This is a genomic window from Sphingomonas sp., from assembly GCF_019746665.1.
GTDB lineage: Bacteria > Pseudomonadota > Alphaproteobacteria > Sphingomonadales > Sphingomonadaceae > Sphingomonas.
Genome location: NZ_JAIERS010000025.1, coordinates 74,810 through 98,389, shown reverse-complemented (window position 1 = coordinate 98,389; position 23,580 = coordinate 74,810). Strand labels below are relative to the sequence as shown.

General features: G+C 66.7%; 22 protein-coding genes. 6 read left to right on the top strand and 16 right to left on the bottom strand.

Annotated elements, in window-relative coordinates:
* Positions 1-93: 93 nt before the first annotated feature.
* The 8 genes from K2X73_RS14710 to K2X73_RS14675 form a co-directional block, all read right to left on the bottom strand.
* A complete protein-coding gene (locus K2X73_RS14710; RefSeq protein ID WP_294112033.1) occupies positions 94-1,563 on the bottom strand; it encodes an efflux transporter outer membrane subunit in 1,470 nt (489 codons plus the stop codon).
* Entirely contained in the window at positions 1,560-4,757 is a 3,198-nt protein-coding gene (locus K2X73_RS14705; protein WP_294112032.1) for a multidrug efflux RND transporter permease subunit, read from the bottom strand. Before K2X73_RS14705 ends, K2X73_RS14710 begins: the two co-directional genes overlap by 4 nt.
* 5 nt (positions 4,758-4,762) lie before the next feature.
* Complete coding sequence (locus K2X73_RS14700; RefSeq protein WP_294112031.1) at positions 4,763-5,953, bottom strand: efflux RND transporter periplasmic adaptor subunit; 1,191 nt, start codon at positions 5,951-5,953, stop codon at positions 4,763-4,765.
* 190 nt (positions 5,954-6,143) lie between these two features.
* On the bottom strand, positions 6,144-6,887 hold the full coding sequence (locus K2X73_RS14695) for a YebC/PmpR family DNA-binding transcriptional regulator (protein WP_294112030.1): 744 nt from the start codon (positions 6,885-6,887) through the stop codon (positions 6,144-6,146).
* Between the two features lie 213 nt (positions 6,888-7,100).
* The gene (locus K2X73_RS14690) at positions 7,101-7,340 is read right to left on the bottom strand and encodes a DUF2312 domain-containing protein (RefSeq protein WP_294112029.1); all 240 of its coding nucleotides are present in this window, start codon (positions 7,338-7,340) and stop codon (positions 7,101-7,103) included.
* A 71-nt stretch (positions 7,341-7,411) separates the two neighbouring features.
* A complete protein-coding gene (locus tag K2X73_RS14685) occupies positions 7,412-8,311 on the bottom strand; it encodes an alpha/beta fold hydrolase (protein WP_294112028.1) in 900 nt (299 codons plus the stop codon).
* A 24-nt stretch (positions 8,312-8,335) separates the two neighbouring features.
* Positions 8,336-9,670, bottom strand: coding sequence for an amidohydrolase family protein (locus K2X73_RS14680; protein ID WP_294112027.1), 1,335 nt, complete (start codon positions 9,668-9,670; stop codon positions 8,336-8,338).
* Positions 9,671-9,733: 63 nt separating this feature from the next.
* On the bottom strand, positions 9,734-10,030 hold the full coding sequence (locus K2X73_RS14675; RefSeq protein WP_294112026.1) for a DUF1244 domain-containing protein: 297 nt from the start codon (positions 10,028-10,030) through the stop codon (positions 9,734-9,736).
* Between the two features lie 67 nt (positions 10,031-10,097).
* Here K2X73_RS14675 and pyk point away from each other — a divergent pair, with 67 nt between their 5' ends.
* A complete protein-coding gene (pyk, locus tag K2X73_RS14670; RefSeq protein WP_294112025.1) occupies positions 10,098-11,555 on the top strand; it encodes a pyruvate kinase in 1,458 nt (485 codons plus the stop codon).
* Positions 11,556-11,567: 12 nt separating this feature from the next.
* Here the strand turns inward: pyk and K2X73_RS14665 are convergent, their stop codons facing one another.
* The 3 genes from K2X73_RS14665 to ykgO all read right to left on the bottom strand — a co-directional run bounded on the left by K2X73_RS14665 (position 11,568) and on the right by ykgO (position 12,860).
* Positions 11,568-12,002: a VOC family protein gene (locus tag K2X73_RS14665; RefSeq protein WP_294112024.1), complete on the bottom strand. Its 435-nt coding sequence runs from the start codon at positions 12,000-12,002 to the stop codon at positions 11,568-11,570.
* A gap of 109 nt (positions 12,003-12,111) precedes the next feature.
* The gene (locus tag K2X73_RS14660) at positions 12,112-12,729 is read right to left on the bottom strand and encodes an HAD family phosphatase (RefSeq protein ID WP_294112023.1); all 618 of its coding nucleotides are present in this window, start codon (positions 12,727-12,729) and stop codon (positions 12,112-12,114) included.
* 5 nt (positions 12,730-12,734) lie between these two features.
* A complete protein-coding gene (gene ykgO / locus K2X73_RS14655) occupies positions 12,735-12,860 on the bottom strand; it encodes a type B 50S ribosomal protein L36 (protein WP_008069451.1) in 126 nt (41 codons plus the stop codon).
* 153 nt (positions 12,861-13,013) lie between these two features.
* Here ykgO and K2X73_RS14650 point away from each other — a divergent pair, with 153 nt between their 5' ends.
* Both K2X73_RS14650 and K2X73_RS14645 read left to right on the top strand, forming a co-directional pair.
* Positions 13,014-13,589: a DUF4136 domain-containing protein gene (locus K2X73_RS14650; protein WP_294112022.1), complete on the top strand. Its 576-nt coding sequence runs from the start codon at positions 13,014-13,016 to the stop codon at positions 13,587-13,589.
* Positions 13,586-14,704, top strand: a complete 1,119-nt coding sequence (locus tag K2X73_RS14645) for a M14-type cytosolic carboxypeptidase (protein WP_294112021.1) — start codon at positions 13,586-13,588, stop codon at positions 14,702-14,704. The genes K2X73_RS14650 and K2X73_RS14645 overlap by 4 nt, the downstream gene beginning before the upstream one ends.
* Positions 14,705-14,720: 16 nt before the next feature.
* Here K2X73_RS14645 and K2X73_RS14640 read toward each other — a convergent pair whose 3' ends face one another.
* The 3 genes from K2X73_RS14640 to K2X73_RS14630 form a co-directional block, all read right to left on the bottom strand.
* Complete coding sequence (locus K2X73_RS14640) at positions 14,721-15,251, bottom strand: CHAP domain-containing protein (RefSeq protein WP_294112020.1); 531 nt, start codon at positions 15,249-15,251, stop codon at positions 14,721-14,723.
* A 150-nt stretch (positions 15,252-15,401) separates the two neighbouring features.
* The gene (locus K2X73_RS14635) at positions 15,402-16,838 is read right to left on the bottom strand and encodes an MFS transporter (protein ID WP_294112019.1); all 1,437 of its coding nucleotides are present in this window, start codon (positions 16,836-16,838) and stop codon (positions 15,402-15,404) included.
* Positions 16,835-17,656 (bottom strand): SDR family NAD(P)-dependent oxidoreductase, encoded by an 822-nt coding sequence (locus K2X73_RS14630; protein ID WP_294112018.1) that lies wholly within the window; start codon positions 17,654-17,656, stop codon positions 16,835-16,837. The genes K2X73_RS14635 and K2X73_RS14630 overlap by 4 nt, the downstream gene beginning before the upstream one ends.
* 137 nt (positions 17,657-17,793) lie before the next feature.
* Here K2X73_RS14630 and K2X73_RS14625 point away from each other — a divergent pair, with 137 nt between their 5' ends.
* Genes K2X73_RS14625 through K2X73_RS14615 form a run of 3 tightly spaced genes read left to right on the top strand, consistent with a single transcriptional unit; the run spans position 17,794 to position 20,595 of the window.
* Complete coding sequence (locus tag K2X73_RS14625; RefSeq protein ID WP_294112017.1) at positions 17,794-18,939, top strand: acyl-CoA dehydrogenase family protein; 1,146 nt, start codon at positions 17,794-17,796, stop codon at positions 18,937-18,939.
* 26 nt (positions 18,940-18,965) lie between these two features.
* Positions 18,966-19,754 carry an SDR family oxidoreductase gene (locus K2X73_RS14620; RefSeq protein ID WP_294112016.1) on the top strand — a complete coding sequence of 263 codons (789 nt, stop codon included), beginning with the start codon at positions 18,966-18,968 and terminating at the stop codon, positions 19,752-19,754.
* A gap of 43 nt (positions 19,755-19,797) precedes the next feature.
* Complete coding sequence (locus tag K2X73_RS14615; protein ID WP_294112015.1) at positions 19,798-20,595, top strand: hypothetical protein; 798 nt, start codon at positions 19,798-19,800, stop codon at positions 20,593-20,595.
* Here K2X73_RS14615 and K2X73_RS14610 read toward each other — a convergent pair.
* Both K2X73_RS14610 and K2X73_RS14605 read right to left on the bottom strand, forming a co-directional pair.
* The gene (locus K2X73_RS14610) at positions 20,588-21,229 is read right to left on the bottom strand and encodes a TIGR02281 family clan AA aspartic protease (RefSeq protein ID WP_294112014.1); all 642 of its coding nucleotides are present in this window, start codon (positions 21,227-21,229) and stop codon (positions 20,588-20,590) included. The genes K2X73_RS14615 and K2X73_RS14610 overlap by 8 nt on opposite strands.
* A gap of 65 nt (positions 21,230-21,294) precedes the next feature.
* Positions 21,295-23,556, bottom strand: coding sequence for an NADP-dependent malic enzyme (locus K2X73_RS14605; protein ID WP_294112013.1), 2,262 nt, complete (start codon positions 23,554-23,556; stop codon positions 21,295-21,297).
* Between the last annotated feature and the right edge of the window lie 24 nt (positions 23,557-23,580).

Sequence of the window (23,580 nt, the reverse complement as noted above, 5' to 3'; positions counted from 1 at the left end):
CCTCAAACTTGTACCACAGCGCAGCGACATTGCCTGAAGCGCGCGCGTTGTCGAGGCAACCATGAAGCCGATCCGTTCCTGTCAAAGGGACGCTTACGGACTCCCCGGCGCCCGCCGCGTCACCTCGGGCGCCCCCTCCCATCCGCCGCCGAGCGCGCGGAAGAGCGACACTTGCGCCTCGGCCACCGAAGCTTCCGCCTGAGCGCGGGCGGTGCGGGCGTTGGCCAGGTCGCGCTCGGCCTGGATCAGCTGGAGCGAACTATCGAGGCCGCTCTGGAAGCGCAGCCGGCTGATCCGCGCCGCCTCGGTGCTCGCCGTCTCGGCGCGCGCCAGCACCTCGCGCTGGTCGAGCGCGCCGGCATAGCGGGCGAGCGCCTGCTCGGTCTCGTTCAAGGCCGCGAGCACCGCCGCGTCGAACCGCGCGAGCGACGCCTCGGCCTGGGCGCGCGCCTGCCGCACCCGCGCGCGCGCGACCGTCTGGTTCGGGAAATTCCACTGGATCAGCGGCCCGATCGAATAATTGACCGACGTGCCCTTGAACAATTGGCTGCCGCGCGTCGCGTTGAGCCCGATGCGGCCAAGCAGGCTGATCGAAGGATAAAGGTCGGCGACCGCCACCCCGATCCGCGCGGTATCGGCGGCGAGGGTGCGTTCGGCGGCGCGCACGTCCGGCCGGCGCGCGATGAGCGCGGCGCCGTCGCCCGCCGGCAGCGGCTGATCGAGCTGGGGCACCGCCGTGCAGCGATCGGCCTCGGCATCCACTTGTTCGGCCGGGCGTCCGGTGAGCGTCGCCAGCGCATAGAGCGCAGCGCGGCGCTCCGCCTCCAACCCCGGCAGCTGTGCTTCCACCTGGGCGACGAGCACTTCCTGCTGCTGCACGTCGCGCTGGGTGCCACGCCCCGCGTCGAAGCTGCGGCGGGTCAGCCCAAGCGTTTCGCGTTGTAACCGCACCGTTTCACGCGCGACCGCCAATTGCTGGGCATTGGCGCAAGCGGCGGCATAGTTGCGCGCCGTCTCCGCCGCGACCGCCACTCGAGCCGCGTCGAGCTGCGCCACCGACGCCTCGACATCGCCGCGCCCGGCCTGGATCGCGCGGGTCACGCCGCCGAACAGATCAACCTCGTAGGACGCATCGATCCCCAGCTGGAACAGATCGAACTGGAAGGTTCGCGCCGCCCCGCCCCCACCACCAAAGGCGGCGGCATTGGCGCTGTTGCCCTGCTGGCGGCTATATTGGGCCGATGGGGTGAGCGTTGGCAGACGTGCCCCGCGCTGCTCGGCGAGTACCGCGCGCGCGCGCTGAAGGTTCGCGGCGGCGACGCGGATATCGGTGTTGTGCGTCAGCGCGTCGGTCACCAACCGATCGAGCACCGGATCGCGGTAGAGCTGCCACCATTTCTCGGGCAGCTTCTCCGCGCTCACCCGCGCCTGCGCGGCGAGTTCCACCTCGCGCAGCTTTGAATCGCTCGGTAGGGGAGCGGCGGGCTTCACATAATTGGGGCCGACAACGCACCCGGCAAGGAGCGCGGCAATCAGCGGCGTGAGACGGGCGGCACGGCTCATTCGGCGGGCTCCGGCGCGGGTTCGTGCGCGGTGGGTGGCGGCGTGTCGTCCAGCTTGCGCCGGCGAAGGAAGCTGCTCGCACGGTCGCCCAGCTTGCGGCTGATGACGTAGAAGGCGGGGGTGAACAACAGCCCGAAGGTCGTCACCCCGATCATGCCGAAGAACACCGCGACCCCGAGCGCGCGGCGCATCTCGGCACCTGGACCCGAGCCAATCACCAGCGGCAGCGTACCCAGGATGAACGCGATCGAGGTCATCAGGATTGGCCGCAAGCGCTGCGCGGCGGCGTGCTGAGCGGCTTCGCGCAGTTCCATGCCCGCGTCCTCGTTGGCCTTGGCGAACTCGACGATCAGGATCGCGTTCTTCGCGGCGAGACCGATCAGCACGACCAATCCGATCTGGGTGAGGATGTTATTGTCCATCCCCATCAGGTTCACGCCAACGATCGCGGCGAGCAGGCACATCGGCACGATCAGGATGACCGCGAAGGGCAGCACCAGGCTTTCGTAATTAGCGGCGAGCAGCAGGAAGACGAACAGCACCGCCAGGCCGAACACGATCGTACCGGTATTGCCCGCGCGCTCCTGCTGATAGGCGAGCTCGGTCCACTCAAAGCTCATCCCCGCCGGCAGCGTCTCACGCGCCAGCTGCGCCATGGTCGCGAGCGACTGGCCCGAGCTGTAGCCGGGAATCGTATCCCCCTGAAGCTCGGCCGACGGGTAGAGGTTATAGCGCACGACGCGGTACGGCCCGGTCTCGGTCTTGAGCGACATCACTGCGTCGAGCGGCACCGTCTCGCCCGAGGCCGAACGGGTACGCAGCCGGCCAATGTCCGACGCTTCATCGCGGTAGGGCGCGTCGGCCTGCGCCGTCACCCGGAAAGTCCGGCCCAGGAAGTTGAAATCGTTGATATAGGTCGAGCCAAGATAGGTGCCGAGCGTTGAGAACACGTTCGCCACCGGCACGCCCAGCTGTTCGGCGCGTTCACGGTCGATATCGGCCTTGATGCGGGGGGTACGCGCATTGAAAGTGGTGAAGGCGGCGGTGATGCCGGGCGCCTGATTGGCCTTCATCATCATCGCGAAGGCGACTTGTTCGAGCAGCTGATAACCCTGGTTCTGTCGATCTTCGATCAGCATCTTCCAGCCGCCGCCCGTGCCGATGCCGCGCACCGGCGGCGGCGGGATCACCAGCAGGATGCCATCGGTGATCGGCGCGAACGCCTGCCGCAGTTGGTTGGCGACCGCGTCGGACGACCCACGCTCGCCAAAAGGTTTCAGCGGCACGAACATGGCGGCCGCGTTGGGGGCGTTGGTGAAGGTCGCGCCGTCAAGCCCGGCGAAGGCCACCGTTCCACGCACGCTCGGCTGCTTCAGTGCGATCTCCTGCGCGCGGCGCAACACCTCGGTCGTGCGCTGAAGCGAGGCGCCCGGCGGCAGCTGCACCGCGACGATCAGATAGCCCTGGTCCTGCGCGGGGATGAAACCAGTCGGGGTCGCCGTGAAGCGCCACCCGGCGAGCGCGATCAGACCGGCGTAGACGATCACGATCAGCCCCAGCGTCCGCACCGCGCGCGCGGTGAAGCGGCCATAACGCTCGCCCAGCCAATCGAAGCCGCGGTTGAACCCGCGCGCGAACCGCGCGCCGGCGCCTCGTATCCCGGACGCGGGCTCGCCATGCGCCTTGGGCTTCAGCACCAGCGCGGCGATCGCCGGCGACAGGGTGAGCGAGACGAACGCCGAGATCGCCGTCGCGGAAACGATCGTCAGCGCGAACTGTTGGTAGAACTGGCCCGAAATACCCGGGATGAAGCTGGTCGGGATGAACACACCGCACAGCACCAGCGCGATCGCGACGAGCGCGCCGGACACTTCGTCCATCGTCTCATGCGCGGCTTGGCGGGGGGAGAGGCCCTTCTCCTCCATCAACCGTTCGATATTCTCGACCACGACGATCGCGTCGTCGACCACAATGCCGATCGCCAGCACCATGCCGAACAGCGACAGATTATTGACCGAGAAGCCGAACGCGGCAAGCATCGCGAACGACCCGATCAGCGACACCGGAATCGCCAGGATCGGAATCAGCGCCGCGCGCCAGCTTTGCAGGAACAGCAGCACGACGAAGGCGACCAGGAACAGCGCTTCGTACAAGGTGTGCTGCACCGCCTCGATCGAGGCTTCGATGAACTCGGTCGGGTTGTAAGGGATCTGATACGCCAGGCCTTTGGGGAAGCTCTTCGCGCTGGTCGCCAGTTCCTGCTTGACGAGGGCGGCGGTCGCGAGCGCGTTCGATCCCGGCAGCTGGGTAAGGCAGACCGCGCTCGTCTCTTGATTGGAAAGGAACGGGTTGATCGAATAATCCTGCGCGCCAAGCTCGACGCGCGCGACATCGCGCACCCGCGTCAGCCGTCCCTGGGCATCGCTCTTGATGATGATATCGCCGAATTCTTCGGGGCTCGCCAGGCGGCCCTTGGTGGTGATGCCGAGCTGGAACGCGGTGCCGCCCCGGTTGAACGGCGGCTGGCCGACCGAACCGACGGCGACCTGCGCGTTCTGCGCACGGACCGAGCCGATAATCTCATCCACGGTCAGATTGCGCGCGGCGGCAAGATCGGGATTGATCCAGACCCGCATATTGTAATCGCGTCCGCCGAAGATGCGCGCGCTGCCCACGCCCTCGATCCGCGACAGGCGGTCGAGCAGCTGGGTGGTCACATAGTTGGAAACATATTGCTGGCTAAGGCTCTTGTCCGGCGAATAAAGCGCCGCGCACATGAGGATGTCGGGCGAGTTCTTGCGCACCGTCACGCCGATCTGACGGACCTCCTCGGGCAGGCGCGGTTCGGCCTCGGAGACGCGGTTCTGCACCAGCACCTGCGCCTGATCGACATTCGTCCCCTGCGCGAAGGTGATGGTGATGGCGATCGCGCCGTCGCCGGTCGACGACGACGACATGTAGATCATCTTCTCGACGCCGTTGATCGATTCTTCGAGCGGCGCCGCGACCGTTTCCGCCAGTGTCTCGGCGGTCGCGCCCGGATAAGTGGCGCTCACCACCACCGTCGGTGGCGCGATCTCCGGATATTGCGCGACCGGCAGGATCGGATAGGCGACCGCGCCGAACACGATGATCAGGATCGACAAGACCGCCGCGAAGATCGGGCGATCGATGAAGAAGTGTGGGAAGCGCATGGCCTTCAGCCCGCCTTGGCTTCGGCCGGCAGCGGTGCGTCGATCGGCTGCGCCACCGGTGAGGTATCTTCGGCGCGGGGCTTCAGCGCGGTGCGCCGCGGCTGCACCGACATCCCCGGTTGCAGCCGGGTGATGCCGTTTATCACCACCAACTCGTTCGGTCCCAGCCCCTCCTTGACCACGCGCAGCCCCTCCACCGGAGGCCCGGTGACGACTGGGCGCGGCGCGATCTTGTTGTCCTTGGTGAGAACATAGACGAGCTTGCGAGTCTGATCGGTCAGGATCGCCTCATCGGGCACCAGCATCGCGTGATACGTGCCGGAACCGAGCAGCCGCGCGCGACCAAACAAACCAGGCGTGAGGAAGCCGGTCGGGTTCGGCACCACCGCATGCGCGCGGATCGTGCCCGATTGCGCGTCGATCGCGTTGTCGACGAACGCCATCCGCCCCTTCCAGCGATAGCCGCTTTCATCGGCGAGCTGGATCTCGATCGGGTTGGGCGTATAGCGCGACGACTTGCGCTGCCCGCTTGCGTCCTGGCGCAGATATTTCAGATAGAAATTCTCGGCACCCGTGAAGGTGAACCAGATCGGGTCGATCGATACGATCCGCGTGAGCACCGTCTGCCCATCCTGCACCAGATTGCCCCGGCTTACCCGCCGGTCCGAAATCCGGCCCGATACGGGCGCGCGGACGGTGGTGAAGCTCAGATTGAGCGCGGCGTTCGTTACCTGCGCCTGCGCCGCGCGCAAATCGGCCTGGGCGGTCCGCACGGTCGCTTCGCGCGTTTCGAACTCCTCGCGACTGATCGCCTGCGCGCCGAGCAGGGTTTGCGCCCGGGCGAGTTCGGTGCGGGCATTGGCGAGCGTCGCCTCGGCGCGGAGCACCTGGGCGCGCGCCTGCTGCAAGGTGGCGCGATAGGGGCGCGGATCGATCACGAACAGCGCCTGGCCCTGGCGGACATTCTGCCCGTCGCTGAACAGCACCTGGTCGATCGCGCCGGAGACGCGCGGGCGCAGTTCGACGTCCTGCGGCGCCTCGAACCGACCGATATACTCGTCCCAATCGACGACGTTGCGCTGCAACGGCGTGGCGACGGTGACGACCGTCGGCGGCGGCGCCGGCGGCCCGCCACGCTGCCCGCACGCCGCGAGCATCAGCGCGCCCATCATCAGGAGTTGCCGGCCGTGCCCCATGCGCTTCCCCCTTATATAGGGGTGGCGCCCCCGCGGTTCGCCAAGCGCTTTGCTGCAGCTGCTCAGCGAGCCGTTAAGTGAAAAGGCCAGCGAGAATTTGCAAGGGGCGGGCTTAGGCGAAAGCAAACATTTTTTCGTAAAATGCGCAAACTTTCAAAATGTTGCGCATCCGTTTTGGGTCGCACCTAAGCTAGCCAAGCTTCGCCATTACCTCGTCGCTCACTTCGTAATTGCCCCAAACCTGCTGGACATCATCGTCATCGTCGAGCGTGTCGATCAGCTTGAACAATTGCGCAGCCGCCGCCTCGTCGACGCTCACGGTGGTGCCTGGCCGCCAAGCAAGCTTCGCGCCCTCGGGTTCGCCGAGCACGGGGGTAAGCGCCTTCGCGACTTCGTGCAGCGCTTCGATCGAGGTCCAGATCTCGTGGCCGTCGTCGCCTGAGGTGACGTCGTCGGCACCGGCCTCGAGTGCCGCTTCGAACAACCGCTCGGCATCGCCCGCGCTCGCCGGATAGGTGATCAGCCCAAGCCTGCTGAAGCCGTGGCTCACCGATCCGCTCGCACCAAGGTTACCGCCATTCTTGGAAACGGCGGTGCGGACGTTGGTCGCGGTGCGATTACGATTGTCGGTCAGCGCCTCGATGATCAGCGACACGCCGCCGGGACCAAAGCCTTCGTACCGGACTTCCTCGTAATTCTCGCCCTCGCCCTTGCTCGCCTTGTCGATGGCGCGCTGGATATTGTCCTTGGGCATCGACTGCGCCTTGGCGGCGTTGATTGCCGCGCGCAGGCGCGGGTTCATATCGGGCTCGGGCAGGCCCATCTTCGCCGCGACCGTGATTTCGCGGCTGAGCTTGGAAAACATCGCCGAGCGCTTCTTATCCTGCGCGCCCTTGCGGTGCATGATGTTCTTGAACTTGGAATGGCCGGCCATGGGATCCTTCGTGGGTGATGTCGCGAGGTGACTCGCGCCGTTACCGGAAGGAGGCGCTCAGGGGCAAGTCGAGTGGCGTAAGGGATGGACTCCACGCGACGGCACATGAGGGACGAGATTGCCGGGCAACGCCCGCCTCTCCGTCACATCGCCATCCTCTCGGCGGCGCGGCTGACGTTTGTGGGGCAGGCGTTATGGCCGAAAGGGGCTAGCCTACCTCATGCCGAGTGCGGCGAGATAGGTATCGAGGATTGCTTCCTCTTCCTGATACTCCTCGCGCTTTTTGCGGCGGATCGCGATAATCTTGCGGATCGCCTTCACGTCATAGCCACGGCTCTTGGCCTCGGCCATCACGTCCTTGATGTCGTCCGCGATGCCGCGCTTTTCCTCTTCCAGCCGCTCGGCACGCTCGATCAACAGCCTCAATTCGTCGGCGGCGACAACATCGCTCATGGGGGTTCGGTAGCTCCAGCTATGCGTTGAGCGGCGCTCCTAGGCGAAAGCAGGGCGCTGCTCAACCACCGTCATTGCGGCAGCGTGGCAAGCCATTTGAGGGTCAGCGCCTGCAGCGTCAGCCGCTTGTCGGACCAGACATGATCGGTCGCGACGTGATCCTCGGTGATCCGCTTGCCGCCCGGCGCGCGCACCGCCGCCAGCAGGCGGCGCGAGTCCTCCGCCACGAAGTCGTCGCTCCACATCACGTGCAAGCGCCGGTCGCGCAGCTTTGGCGCTAGACCGGCAAAGGTCCAGCGATCGGCGTTGGCGGCCAATTCGTCGGCCATCGTCTCTCCGGTGACACCCGCCAGCGGCGCGCGATTATCGTCCATCGAGGCCACGACCTGGGCGCGCGCCGTTCGCGCCCGCGCCCCGATCGCGCCGAAGTCGCCGGCCGATATGATCACACCCCCCAGCAGCCCAGTATCGTCGGCAAGCGTCATCGCCGTCACCCAGCCGCCCATGCTGTGCCCGCCGAGCACGACGCGCTTCGGGTCAGCCCCCAGCTTCGCGGCAGTGGCGGGATCGCGCACATAGGCGAGCGTGGCGCGGGCATCCTCCAGGCAGTGCTGGAAGGAAAACCGCCCTTGGCTGCCCCAGGCGCCGCGATAATGGACCATCACCACGGTCCAGCCGGCGCGACGCAGCGTCTGCGCCAGATCGAAATTGCGCTCATTCCCCGGTAAGCCGTGTAGCAAAACGAACAGCGGGTGCGGCCCCACGCCGGCTGGCACATAAGCAATGCCGTTCATCGTCGCGTCACCGCTGGGAATGCGCAGCACCTCGATTCGGGCAGGATGCGCGCGATCGGCCGCCGGCTCGGTAGTGATCGCCAAAGGCCAGCGCTGCGGCGCCGCGAACCCGGGGACGGCACCGATCGCCGACAGCGCGGCACCTGCCAGAATCGCCCGACCAATAGTTCTTGTCATTCCGCCCTCCCCCAGCAACCGGGCTCACTCGGCTGGAAACGCCGCGCGCTTGCCGCCCGCCTTCACCACCGTGCCAGCGTGCATCACGAACTCGATGCCGCGCAACCGCGCCACGTCCTGCGTCGGATCGCCCGCCACCGCGATGATATCGGCGGCCTTCCCCGGCTCGATGCTGCCGAGCTCCCCCTCACGCCCCAGCGCCTCGGCGGCGGTGAGGGTGGCGGCGCGGATCGCGGCGGCGGGGGTCATGCCGGCGCGGACCATCAGCGCGAATTCACGGGCGTTGTCGCCGTGCTTCGAGACGCCGGTATCGGTGCCGAACGCGATCTTCACGCCGGCCGCGATCGCCTTCTTGTGGCTTTCGAAGGCCGCCGCTGCCGCCGCTTCCGCCTTCGGGATCGTCGCGGCGGGCAAGGCACCGGCGCGCGCCTGTTCCAGCGCCGAGACAGGCGCGATCATCGTCGGCACCAGATAAGCGCCCTTGGCCTTGAACAGCGCGATCGCCGCGTCATCAAGGAAGCTGCCATGCTCGATCGTGTCGACGCCGGCTTCGAGCGCGGCCTTGGTCCCTTCCGCCGCATGGCTGTGCGCCGCCACCTTGCGGCCGAAGCTGTGCGCGGTTTCGATGATCGCGCGCATCTCTTCCGGCGTCATCTGCCGCCCCAGCCCGCCCGCCACGTTGGAGAGCACACCCCCGGTCGCGGCGAATTTGATCACCTGCGCGCCCAGCCCGATCTGTTGGCGCACCGCGCGGCGGCAATCGTCCGGCCCATCGCAAGTGTTGATCTGGTGGGCATGGACCGCGTCGGCGAACTCCTCGGCGAGCCCGTTCGTGCCGTCGCCATGCCCCCCGGTCACCGAGATCATCCGACCGGCATTGACGATCGTCGGCCCCTCGATCTCACCGCGCGCGATCGCGTCACGCAGCGCCCGCACGCCACGCGGATCGCCGCCCAGATCACGGATGGTGGTGAAGCCGGCTTCGAGATCGGCGCGCAGATTCTTCTGCGCCTCCACCATCTCGTCATAGCCGTCCCGGTTGAGCGCGCCCAACCGCTCGCGCAACGGGTCGCCGCCAATGCCCCAGCTATGAACGTGAAGGTCGATCAGCCCGGGGAGGACGAATTTGTCCTTCAGATCGACCAACGTGGTCCCCGCCTCGGGCGCCATGAAACCATCGCGCACCTCGGCCACCTTGCCGTCGCGTACCACCACCGTCACCTGCCGCCGCGCGGGCTCCCCCGGACGGGCGAGCAGGGTGCCGGCGTGGATGTACGTGGCCCGCTTGGGCACGGGCGCGCTCTGAGCGAGCGCGGCGGGCGCAGCGGCCAGCAGCAGCGCGGCGATGATGGTCTTCATGGCGTCCCCCTGATGATTCAGCGCCGAACGATAGACCGACCGGGCGCTCCGGCAAGGAGGCGTTTATTGATTTTTCGCAACGCTTTCCTGCATCCGCGCGAGCTGTTCCGCGTTCGCCTCGGTCTGGAAGCGCGCCTTCCACTCTGCGTAGGGCATCCCGTAAACCGCCGCGCGGCCTTCCTCACGGGTGAGCGCGCCGTCGCTTGCCTCGGCCACCCAATCACCCAGGCAATTGCGGCAGAATCCCGCCAGCCCCATCAGATCGACATTCTGCGCATCGTGCCGGTGGCGCAGGTGCCGGACCAGCCGGCGGAAGGCAGCGGCCGCCACCTGATCGTCGATCGCATCGATATCACGCATCTATTCCTCCTTGAGCCGCGCGAGATAGGCATTAGACGAGGGGCCAGCCAAGGCCAGCGAGGACATAATGAGCAAAACCATCGCCCCCCGCCTGCGCAAGGTGCGCGTCCTCGCAACCCTCGGCCCCGCGAGCAGCACCGCCGAGATGATCGAGCGCCTCGCCCGCGCCGGTGCCGACGCCTTCCGCGTCAATATGAGCCATGGCGACCAGGCGAGTAAAATCCCGCTGATCGAAACCATCCGCGCGCTCGAAAAGCGAACCGGGCGGCCGACGACGATTCTAGCCGACCTTCAAGGCCCAAAGTTGCGGGTCGGCCGATTTGACGGCGGCAAGGTGCAGTTGGTGACGGGTCAGCGCTTCACGCTCGACCGCGACGCGACCCCGGGCACCGTCGAGCGCGTCGAGCTGCCGCACCGCGAGATTTTCGAGGCAATCGAGCCCGGCGCGCGGCTGCTGCTCGACGATGGCAAGCTGGTGCTGCGCGTGTTGGAACACGAAGCCCATCGCATCGAGACGCAGGTCGAGGTTGGCGGACCACTGTCGAACAACAAGGGGCTTAACGTCCCCGACGTGATCCTGCCCATGGCGGCGCTCACCGAAAAGGACGTGTCCGATCTGCATTTCGCGCTCGACCAGGGGGTGGACTGGATCGCTTTGTCCTTCGTCCAGCGCCCCGATGACCTGGCCGACGCCCGCCGGCTGATCCAGGGCCGCGCGGCGCTCCTCGCCAAGATCGAAAAGCCCGCCGCGCTCGACCGGCTGGAGGAAATCGTCGAGCAGTGTGACGGGGTGATGGTCGCGCGCGGCGACTTGGGCGTCGAGCTGCCGCCGCAATCGGTGCCGCCGCTCCAGAAGCGCATCGTCGAGGTCGCGCGGCGCCAGGGGCGGCCGGTGGTGGTCGCGACGCAGATGCTCGAATCGATGATCACCGCCCCCACCCCGACCCGCGCCGAAGTGTCGGACGTGGCGACCGCCGTCTATGACGGCGCCGATGCGATCATGCTCTCGGCCGAGAGCGCGGCCGGCGCCTGGCCGACAGAGTCGGTCGCGATGATGAACGCCATTTCGGAAGCGGTCGAAGCCGATCCGATGCACGGCGAGCGCGTTCACTTCACCATCCTGCGCCCGGATCCCACCACCGCCGACGCGCTGGCCGAAGCGGCGAAGAACATCGCCAACACCGTCTCCGCCAAAGCGATCATCTGCTTCACCACCTCTGGGTCGACCGCGCGGCGGGTGGCGCGCGAGCGGCCGGGCGTGCCGATCCTGGTGCTCACCCCCAAGATGGAAACCGCCCGGCGGCTGGGGCTGCTATGGGGCACCTATGCCGTCCACACGCGCGATGTGGAGTCGTTCGAGGAAATGGTCGCCAAGGCCAAGCGTATGGCGCTACGCCACCAGATCGCCGGCGCGGGCGACCGGGTGGTGGTGATGGCGGGCGTACCATTCCGCACACCGGGCTCGACCAATGTGCTGCATGTCGTGCGGATCATCGGCGACGAGCTGAAGGGCTATGGGCATTGACGCCCTTGGCGCTCAAGGCACCTTGGTTTTCCCGTCCGCGGTCAGCTCCACCAGCCCCATCGCGTTGCCGGCTGGATCGGTGAACAGGCCGAGCACCACCACCCCCTTCACCTCGAAGCGCGGTGCGACCACCTTGCCGCCGTGCGCGACAATGTCCTTCAGCGTCGCGGTAACGTCGGGCACGCCGATATAGATCACCTTCTGTGCCGGATCGGTGCGCAGCGTTCCCGACAGCCGAGGCCCGCTGACCGGCACCGAGACCACCCCGCCCGGCCCCGCGGTCCAGCCGAACACGGCTTCATAAAAGGCGGCCTGCTTCGCATCGGCGGGGCCGGCGATATCGAAATAGACGATGGGTGCGGGCATCTTTTGCGGTTTCCCCTGGGCGGCGAGGCTGCATGGCGTGGCGGCCAGAATAATGGCGAGCGCGACCTTAAGATCGGTCATGATCTTCTCCCGTGGGCCGGCGAAGCAGGCGGCAAGCGGACAGGCCGGCGGCCGAAAATCGACGATCAGGGGATGCGATGCAATAGCCGGCAGAGGGCCGGCGCAGCGATCAGGCGAGCAACTGCAACGCCGCCAGCTCGGCGCGCAGGGCGCTCGCGTCGGTGAAATGGTGCGCGCGCATTCCCACGCCGCGCGCGGCTTCCACATTGTCGAGCCGGTCATCGATGAAGATCGCGTCCGACCCCGCCAGCCCGAAGCGTTGGAGCGCGAGCGTGTAGATCGCTGGATCGGGCTTCACCAGCTGCTCCTCGCCCGAGACGACGATATCACGAAACCGGTCGAAAAGCTCGGCCTCGCGCGTGCGAAACGGGGGCCAGAACTCATGGCTAAAATTGGTGATCGCGAACAGCGGCACGTCCGCCGCATCCAGGTCAAGCACCAGGTCGCGCATCCCCGGCAGCATGTCGCCCAACTGATCGTTGAAGCGCGGCCCCCACAAGGCAATCAGCGCCGCGTGCTCGGGATATTGCACCGTCAGCTCGGCGGACGTCTCCGCGAAGGGGCGCCCGGCGTCGTGCTGGAAATGCCAGTCCTTGGTACACACATCGCGCAGGAACGCGTCGAGCGCCCGATCGTCGTCGATCAGGCGCTCGTAAAGGAACCGCGGGTTCCAATCGTACAAGACATTGCCGACGTCGAAAATGACGGCGGCCGGCCGGGCGGCCACGGGCTTCAGCCCTGGCGGGCCTTGAACCGGCGCTGCGTCTTGTTGATCACATAAGTGCGGCCACGACGGCGGATCACGCGGTTATCGCGGTGCCGGTCCTTGAGCGACTTCAGGGAATTGCGGATCTTCATTGCGTGATTCGCTTCGTGTTTGAGGGCTGCTGGAAAGGCGCTGCGCCTAGGGGCGAGCCCGACAATAGTCAAGCAAAACCCGTGTGCGAAACTGCGCGGCCCCGCTAAACGTTGTGCCAGCGGAATCGATTGTCGGGCATGAGGGAGCAGGTGATGCGGCAGGTGGCGGTATATATGGCGCTGGCGGCGCTGCTGGGTGGATGCACAACCGCGAACCCGGTGCGGGTGACGCGGTTTCACCTCAATCAACCGATCGAGCGCGGCGCGGTGGCGGTGCTGCCGGCCCCAGGCGGCGACCCGACCAGTCTGGAATTTCAGCTTTATGCCCGACCGGTCGGGGCGGCGCTCTCCGCGCAGGGCTTCAGCACCGCCGCCGCCGGGCCTTATGAAGCCGTGGTCGCGATCGCGCGTGAAAGCCGCCCGGTGGGGGTCGCGCAGAAGCCGGTGAGCATCGGCATCGGCGGCGGCAGCTTTGGCGGCGGGTTCGGCGGCGGCGGCTCGATCGGCTTTGGCGTCGGCAAGGCGCGGCAGCGCGAAGTCTATGTCACCCAGTTGTCGGTCCAGCTGCGCCGCCTGCCGCAGCGAGACATCGTATGGGAGGGCCGCGCGATCACCGAGGCGGACACCCGTGCCCAGGCCGCACAGCCGCAAGCAACCGCCGACAAACTCGCCCGCGCGTTGTTCACGGGGTTTCCGGGCCAATCGGGACGCACTATCACCGTGCCATGAGCCTGAGCATCACCAGCGCCTTTGACGGCGGCAATATCGAAATCGTGTCAATCGACGAGGAACGGGCCGATCTGACGATCCGGCATGACCACCAGTCCGATTTCTTTCAATGGTTCTATTTCCGCGTGGCGGGGCAGGCCGGTCAGCGCGTGACGCTGCGGCTGCTCAACGCGGCGGACGCCGCCTATCCGCTCGGCTGGCCGGGATATCGCGCGCGGGTGAGCACCGATCGCGAGACCTGGACGCTCGCCGAGACGAGCTACGCCGATGGCGTGCTCGAAATCCGCCATGAGCTGACTAGCCCGCTGACCTGGTTCGCTTATTTCGCGCCCTATTCGAGCGAGCGGCACGAGGCGCTGATCGCGCGCTATGCCGCGACCCCCGGCTTCACCCACCGCGAGCTTGGTCGCTCGCTCGACGGCCGGTCTATCGACTGTCTAAGCGTGGGGCACGGGGCGCTGCCGGTGTGGCTCTATGCTCGCCAGCATCCCGGTGAGACGATGGCGGAATATTGGATGGAAGGCGCGCTGGAGCGGCTCGCGCAAGGCGATGATCCGATCACCGCGCGGCTGCTGGCCAAGGCGCGCTTCTATCTCGTGCCCAACATGAACCCCGATGGCAGCGCGCGCGGGCATTTGCGGACCAACGCGGCCGGGGTGAACCTGAACCGCGAATGGGCAGAGCCGAGCGCCGAGCGCAGCCCCGAAGTGCTCTGCGTGCGCAATGCCATGGACGAAACCGGCGTCCGCTTTGCGATCGACGCGCATGGCGACGAGGCGATTCCGGCCAATTTCATGGCGGGTTTCGAAGGAATTCCCAGCTGGTCGGACGCGCTTGGCGCCAAATTCTACCGCTACCGCGACGCGCTCGCCGCGCGCACGCCCGATTTTCAGACGAAGCTCGGCTATCCCAAATCGGCGCCGGGCAAGGCCAATCTGTCGATGTCCACAAACCAGCTCGCCGAGCGGTACGGCGCGGTATCGATGACGCTGGAAATGCCGTTCAAGGATCACGACACCAACCCCGATCGCGCCCTGGGCTGGAACCCGGTACGCTGCCGGCGATTGGCACATGCCTGCCTCGAAACGCTCGCCGAGCTGATCGACGAATATTGATCGAGAGCGCGAGCGCTTATTCGATCGGGGCGAAGGTGGCGATCCCGGGCGCGCCGGCCTTCACCGCCAGTTGCGCCGGCGCTTCGATCGCTGCGGGGGCGGCGTAGATGAAGCCATGCGCGGGATAGCTCGTCTTGCCAAGCCCGCCGAGCGGGGCGAACCAGACGCGGACCTTGCTCCAATCGCCGGCTTCCGAAACGTCGATCGCGCGCACGTCGCGCTCGATCCCGCCCCGGCGCGACCAATTGGCATGGGTGAGCAGCACTTCGCGGGGGCCGAGCACCTTGCTCACCATCGCGACATGGCCGTTGGGCATCCCGCGCGTCGCGGCGAAGGCGAGCACCGCGCCCTCGCGCGGGGCTTGGCCACGGGCGTAGCGGCCTTCGGCTTGATTCCACCAAGTATAGGCGTTGCCGCGAATCTCGATGCCTGAAACTTCGCGGGCGAAAGGGGCGCATTGCATGTAGCCCGCCGCGGCTGGGGCCGCCATCATCAGGGCGCAGACTGACACCAGCGCGAATCGCGCTGCGAACAAGGCTTTCTTCATTGACCCCCACGGCCCCTGATATGTTGTTGGAGCTTATCCAGCAGACCGCGCCGCGCATGAAAAGCCTTGCGCGCCGATGAACGGAACCTTTTCCGATGAACGGTGGCGACGGGCCGACAGGATGTTTCGGCAGCCCTGCACCGGTGGGATTCAGTCGGCTCGATCCTGGCCGGCAAGGGCGGCGATTCGCGCTTCATGCTCCGCCCGGCCGAAGGGGAAGCGGCGGTAAGCGAGCGCCCCCAGGCCATAGACCACGAATACGGTGACCCCGAAGATCAGCACCAGCCGCTCGATCGTCGCGTCGGGCACGCTGCCTGGCTGCGCGTTCGCGGGGAAGTCGGCGGCTTTCAGGATCAAGCCGGCGAACAGCGCGCCGAGCCCGCCGACCAGCTTCTGCACGAAGAAACTGCCGGCGAAATATACGCCCTCGCTACGCTGCCCGGTGCGCCGCTCGGACTCCTCGACCACGTCGGACAGCATCGAGGCGCCCAGGACGAAGGCGCCGACCCCCGCGGTCGTGTTCACGCAGAAGATGACGAGCAGCAACGTGATCGTTTGGCGCTCGCCCGGCGGCGGGAACAGGCCGAGCAGATGCAGGAAATAGGGCGCCGACAGCAGCACCGCGTTGGCGAGCGCGAACGCCCCGGCCACCGCCCGCTTATCGCCGCGCCGCGTCATCCGGGGCGCAAGGAAGAACGCACCGATCGCCCCGATCAGCAGCGCAAGGGCGAGCAGCTGATAATCCATGTCGGCGAACCGCCAGACAAAGGCATAGAGATAATTGGACAGGGCAAAGCTCGTCCCCTGCGCGGTATAGGCGAACAGCCCCGCGACCATCAGCACCAGAAAGCCGCGATTGGCGACCGCGCGGCCGAAAGCGGTGAAATGATCGCGCAGCGACTCACCGCGCGCGCCGGCCTGCGGCAGATACTTGATCTCCGGGTGCAGCATCAGCGACGACGACAGGATCGACAGCACCATCAGCACCGCGCCGAGCAGCGCCCAGTGGCTATAGCCATCGGCGTTCTGCAGGCCGTTGGCATGGGTCGCATCGGGCCGCAGGAAAACCGCATAGGCCAGGAACAACATGCCGAGCCCACCCACCCAGCCGAACAGATAGCGATAGGCGAACAGCTTGGTCCGTTCGTCATAATCGCTGCTGAGTTCAGGGCCGAGCGCGGCGGAAGGGATTTCGAACATCGACAGCGCCAGCCGCACCAGCAACGCCGCGCCGAAAAGATAGCCTAGCAGCGCCTCCGGCGACCAGCCGGCCGGCGGGTTCCACAGCAGCAGCCAGCCTGCCGCGACCGGCAGCGCGGAGGCGTACATCCAGGGATGCCGCCGCCCCCAGCGCCCCCTCGTATTGTCCGACAGGAAGCCAACCAGCGGATCGGCGAACGCTTCCACCACCAGCACCAGCGCGATCACCGCCCCGACGCGATCCGGCGGCAGACCGATCACCTGATTGTAGAACAGCAACAGGAAGGTGGCGAAGCCATTGTCCTTGATGCCATAGGCGATCGAGCCAAGCCCGAACGCCAAGCGCGCCCGCCCCGGCAAGCGGCGCGGCGGCGGGGTCGCGGTCATTGCTTGAACGCCTCGAGCATCGCGAACAGCGACGGGGTCTGCGGATCCCAGCTGTGTCGCGGCCCGAGCGTGATCCCGCCATCGACCACCAGGTGCGCGCCGGTGACGAAGCTCGCATCCTCGCTCCCCAGAAAGGCGATCGCGGCGGCGATGTCTTCGGGCCGGCCGGCGCGCTGGATCGGCTGCGCGGTCTTGGCGATGTGCGCGATGGTTGCGTTGGCTTTGGTTTGTGTCTCGCCTTCCATTCCCACCGCCCGGGTGAAGATGTTGGTGACGATGAAGCCGGGGCACACCGCGTTCACCCGGATGCCATGCCGGGCGAGATCGGCGGCGGCGAGATGGGTCAGATGCAGCACGCCGGCCTTGGCGACCGAATAAGCGGTGGGCGCGGCGCCGGTCTGCAGCGCAGCGACCGAAGCGGTGTTGACGATCGCACCTCCGCCCCGCTTCGCCATCAGCGGCGCGACATGGCGGATGCCGAGCGCGACCGAGCGCAGCAGCAGGTTCTGGGTGAAATCCCACCCATCCGCGCTGATCGCGTCGATCGTCTCGCGCGCGCCGCCGGCCCCCGCGTTGTTGACGAGCAGATCAATCCCGCCCTCACCGTCGGCGGCCTCGAGCAGCGCGATGATCGCGGCCTCGTCGAGCACATCGCAATGCCGGAAGGCGAAGCCCTCGGCGGCGGCGATCTCCGCCCCGGCGGGATCGATATCGCCGATCACCACCTCGGCGCCCTCGGCCGCCAATCGTCGCGCGGTGGCAAGGCCAATGCCCGACGCACCCCCTGTCACTACCGCGCGCTTGCCCGCGTACCGCATCCGCCTCTCCCGTTTTTGGGTAGCATAGTATGGGGCCGAGCCCGGTCAATCGCCCGGCTTTTGAATTTGCGGTTTGGCGCACGGGGTTGCGCCGCGTGGCGCTCCCGGGCTAGCTGGCGCGCGATCAAGGAGAGGTTATGGCACTCGACGCCGAAACGTTCGACCAGCTGATCGAGACCGTCCGCCGCTTCGTTCGCGAACGGCTGCGGCCCCTGGAGGGCGAGGTGGAGGCCGCTGACGAAATCCCGCCCGCCATCGTTCAGGAGATGCGCGAACTCGGGCTGTTCGGCCTGTCGATCGCCGAGGAGTTTGGCGGGCTGGGCCTTACCATGCTCGAGGAATGCCGCGTCGCGATCGAGCTCGGCCATACCACCCCCGCCTTCCGCTCGACCTTCGGCACCAATGTCGGCATCGGCAGCCAGGGGCTGGTGATAGCGGGCAGCGCCGAGCAGAAGGCGCATTGGCTGCCGCGCATCGCCAGCGGCGAGATCGTCACCAGCTTCGCGCTCACCGAACCCGATGTCGGCAGCGATTCCGGGGCCGTGAAGACGCGCGCGGTGCGCGATGGTGAGGTCTACCGTCTGTCGGGCACCAAGCGCTACATCACCAATGCCGATAAGGCCGATCTGTTCACGGTGATGGCGCGCACCGGCGACGAGCCCGGCGGGCGGGGCGTCTCGGCCTTCCTCGTTCCGCGCGATCTGGCGGGCGTCTCGATTGGCGAGCCCGAGAAGAAGATGGGGCAGAAGGGCGCGAAGGTCGCCGACGTCAATTTCGATGAGGTGGCGGTGCCGGCCGCGAACCGGCTCGGCGCCGAAGGCGAGGGCTTCAAGATCGCGATGCGCGTGCTCGATCGCGGGCGGCTGCACATATCCGCGGTGTGCGTCGGCGTGGCCGAGCGGTTGATCGCCGATTGCGTCGCCTATGCCGGCGACCGCCGCCAGTTCGGCAAGCCAATCGCCGAGCATCAGCTGATCCAGGCGATGATCGCCGATTCGAAGACCGAATGCCTCGCCGCGCGCGCGCTGGTGCTGGAAACGGCCGCCGCCAAGGATCGCGGTGAGGACGTGGTGCTCGAAAGCTCGGCGGCGAAACTCTTCGCGAGCGAGATGGTCGGCCGCGTCGCCGACCGCGCGGTCCAAATCTATGGCGGCGCCGGCTATATCGCCGATTATGGGATCGAGCGGCTGTACCGCGACGTGCGCCTGTTCCGCATCTATGAGGGAACCAGCCAGATCCAGCAGCTGATCATCGCGCGCGAGACGATGAAGCGCGGCGGATGACGCCTTCAATCCGGGAGAGAAAGCGAATGGACACCACCACCCTGTTCCGCCTCGATGGCCGCGTCGCGCTGGTGACGGGCGGCTCGCGCGGGATTGGCAAGATGATCGCGGCGGGCTTTATCGCCCAGGGGGCCAAGGTCTATATCAGCGCGCGCAAGGCCGATGCGTGCTTTGCAGCCGCCGAGGAACTGGGCGAGAACTGCATCGCGTTGCCGCAAGACGTGTCGACCGTCGCCGGCTGCAAGGCGCTGGCCGCGCAATTCGCCGAGCATGAGCAAAAGCTCGACATCCTCGTGAACAATGCCGGCGCCGCGTGGGGCGAACCGTTCGAGGCCTTTCCCGAAAAGGGCTGGGACAAGGTGATGGATCTTAACGTGAAGTCCCCCTTCTTCCTGACGCAAGCACTTTACGAGCCGCTCAAGGCGGCCGCCTCGCGCCAGCGCCCGGCGAAGGTAATCAACATCACCTCGATCGACGGCCAACGGCTGAACCCGTGGGAGACTTACAGCTATCACGCCTCCAAATCGGCGCTGATCTACCTCACCAAGCGAATGGCGGCGCGGCTGATCCGCGACGCGATCAACGTCACCTCGATCGCCCCCGGCGCCTTCGCGAGCGAGATGAACCGCGCCGCGCGCGACCATGGCGATGCGGTCGCGCAAGGGATTCCGGCCAAGCGCATCGGCGTGGACGAGGATATGGCGGGCGCGGCGATCTATCTCGCCAGCCGCGCGGGGGATTATGTCGTTGGTGAAACAATTACGGTTGATGGTGGGCTGGTTCATGCGGCACTAGGAACCTCGATCGACGCATAGTCCGCGGGGTCAATCCCGCTCGTGCGTCCCGGGGGGAAGAATGATGCCGTACAAACGGGCCCATTGGGCGATCGCGATCCTGTTACTGCCGATCGTGGTCCTGGCGTTCTGGAAGCATTATTTCAGCGTGCTTGGGCAGGCACCGTTCGGGTATCATGCGCATGGCATCACCGCGACCGGATGGTTCGTCTTGATCGCAGCGCAGAGCTGGGCAATCCACACTCGCCGCATCGCCCTGCACCGTAGCCTGGGGCTGAGCGTCTTTGCCGCCGTGCCGCTGTTCGTCGGTGCTGGGATGCTCGTGATCCAATCAATGGCGATCCGCTACGTTACCAAACACGATCCGTTCGCGGCGACGCTCGGCGCACAGATTTGCCTCCACGATCTCGTCTCCAGCGCGATGGTGGCGGGAATGGTCGCGATGGCGCTGCGCAATCGTCGGCGGGTGGCGATTCATGCCGGCTATCTGCTGGGGACGATTCTGCTGGTGATGCCACCTGTATTGTCACGCCTCCCCCTCGACGGGATCGTGCCCGACGCGGTGATGCCCTGGCTATCGCCGGGTCTCGCCTTGCTGCTCGCGGCGATCGAACGGCGCGGGGCGGAACCAATGCTGGTGACCTTCGCGGCGCTGGTGCTGCATATCTATGTCGTCGCCCCAATCGGGCAAACCGTCGCTTGGAGCCAGATCGTTGTCGCTTACGCGGCATTCAGCGCGCCGGCGCTCGCGTTGATTTCGGCGCTAGCCGCCCTTGTCGCGCTCGGGATAGTGTGGATCGGCTGGCGAGCCGGGCCGAAGTCGCGCCCACGACGCAAGCCGGCAGTGGCGGCCGCTATCTGATGGTGTCGCGCTGAGCCGTATCTTGCGGGTGGTGTGGCTCCATGATGAGGGTGCGGCCTTCCACGCGCCAGCTCTTCAAGCGGGACAGGAAGTTCATCCCGAGCACGTTCACCCCGTCGAACGCTGGCGCGACCACCACCGGCAGATCGCGCGCGACGATGTTGCCCAGGCGGAGTTCAGGCACTTGCGCCGTCTGCGCGCGCACCGCGCCGTTGGCGGTGCGCAGGATCACCGGAAACAGTTCGTCATTGAGCGTGAGGCCGGCGGCCGCCGCCGTATCGGGCGAGAGCGCGGTGACGGTCGCGCCGCTATCAATCAACAGCCGCCTCTCCACCCCGCCGATCCGCGCACGTACCCAGAAATGGCCGTCGGGCGCCATCTTGACCCGCAGCTCGCGCCCCTCGACCCGCTGGCCTTCGAGGCCGAAGGCCTGGCTCAGCCGCGCGAGATAGGGGTCGAACCGCTGGCGCTGATCGATCATCACCACCAGCAGTACCATCGCCACGCCCCAGCTGGCGAGCGAGATCAGCGTGCCGAGCACCGGCACCCGCCGAAGCAGGCGCAGGAGGACGAAGCCCGTCACGATCGCGGCGATCAGCAGCCAATGGCCGGAGAGTTCGGGAATATTGTCCATCGCGGGCGACAACGCCTAAGCGCCGCCGGATGGCCCGGGGCTGAATGACCTGAGCTTTTCTGCCCCTACTCCACGATTCCCCCCGCCGCGAGCACGGCGAGCGTCATCAGCTCACTCGCGGTGGAGGTCATCGGCGCGATCTGCACGGGCTTCTCAAGCCCCACGAGCATCGGCCCGATCACCGAATCGCCGCCCAGCTCGCGCAGCAATTTCGCCGAGATGTTCGCCGATTGCAGCCCCGGCAGGATCAGCACGTTCGCCGGTCCGGACAACCGCGCGAACGGATAGTTCGCCAATTGCTGCGGGTTGAGCGCGACATCGGGCGCCATCTCACCTTCATACTCGAACTCGGCTCCGCGCGCGTCGAGCACTTTCACCGCCTCGCGGATATTCTCCAGCCAGCGCCCCTCCGGGTTGCCGAAGGTCGAATAGCTGAGGAACGCGACGCGCGGCTCGTGCCCCATCCGCCGCGCGACCTGCGCCGTGCCTTCCGCGATGTCGGCCAGCTGCTCGGCGTTCGGGCGCTCGTTCACGGTCGTGTCGGCCATGAACACGGTATGGCTCTGCCCGACGAGCACATGCACCCCGAAAGGCGTGCGCCCCGCCGCGACATCGATCACCCGCCGCACCTGGATCAGCGCCTGGGCGTAAGTGCGGGTGATGCCGGTGATCATCGCATCGGCCTGCCCCATCTGCAGCATCACAGCGCCGAAGGTGTTGCGATCCTGGTTGATCATCCGCTCGCAATCGCGCCGCAAATAACCCTGGCGCTGAAGACGGTCGTAGAGGAAATCGACCATCGCGGGGACGAGCGGCGATTTGCGGCTGTTGTGCAGCTCATAATTTTCCGGGTCGGTCACCCCCAGCGCGCAGAGCCGATCGGGCACGTCGTCGCGCCCCACCAGCACCGGCGTGCCATAGCCGCCTTCTTTGAAGGCGATGGCCGCGCGCAGCACGACCTCCTCTTCGCCTTCCGCGAACAGCACCCGCTTGGGACGCGCGCGGGCGCCTTCATAGGCGAGCTGCAGCACGGAGGTCGTGGGATTGAGCCGCGCGCGCAGGCTGTGGCGGTAATAGTCGAAATCGGTGATCGGCCGGGTCGCGACGCCTGAGTCCATCGCCGCTTGCGCGACGGCGGCGGGCACGATCTCCATCAGCCGTGGGTCGAACGGCGCGGGGATGATGTAATCGGGGCCGAACTGGTGCTTCACTCCATAAGCGACCGCGACCTCCTCGGGCACCTGCTGGCGCGCGAGCTCGGCGAGCGCCTGCGCGGCGGCGATCTTCATCGCATCATTGATACCGGTCGCGCGCACATCGAGCGCGCCGCGGAATATAAAGGGGAAGCCGAGGACATTGTTGACCTGATTGGGGAAATCGGAACGGCCAGTGGCAATGATCACATCGGGCCGCACCTGCTTGGCGACATCGGGCATGATCTCCGGATCGGGGTTCGCCATTGCGAACACGATCGGGCGCGGTGCCATCTTCTGGAGCAACTCGGGCGGCAGCGCATTGGCGGCAGACAGACCGAAGAACACGTCCGCCCCCTCGATCGCATCCGCAAGCGTGCGCGCGCTGGTGGCGACGGCATGCGCCGATTTCCACTGGTTCATCGATTTTTCGCGGCCCTGGAAGATCACGCCTTCCATGTCGACCATCAGCAGCTGGTCGTGCGGCAGCCCCATCGCCTTGATCAATTCGGCGCAGGCGATCGCCGCCGCGCCCGCGCCGAGCATCACCGCCTTGGTCGCCTTGATGTCGCGCCCGGTCAGGTGCAGCGCGTTGATCAGCCCGGCGGCGGCGATGATCGCGGTGCCGTGTTGATCGTCATGAAACACCGGAATGTTCATCCGTTCGCGCAGGGCTTGCTCGATGATGAAACATTCGGGGGACTTGATGTCCTCCAAATTGATCCCGCCGAAACTGGGTTCGAGCAGCTCGACACACTCGATGAAGCGCTGCACGTCCTCGGTCTTCACTTCGATGTCGATCGAATCGACATCGGCGAAGCGCTTGAACAGCACCGCCTTGCCTTCCATCACCGGCTTTGAAGCGAGCGCACCGAGATTGCCGAGCCCTAGGATCGCGGTGCCGTTCGAGATGACGGCGACAAGATTACCCTTGGCGGTATAGTCGTAAGCGGTCGCCGGATCGGCGGCGATGGCACGCACCGGCGCGGCGACGCCGGGCGAATAAGCGAGCGCAAGGTCGCGTTGGGTCGCCATCGGCTTGGAGGCGATCACCTCGATCTTGCCGGGCCGTCCCTCGCTATGGAAGCGCAGCGCCTCGCGATCGGAAAATTGCGTGCTGCTTTCCTCGGACATAGGCTCCCTCCGCTTCGCCCGCGC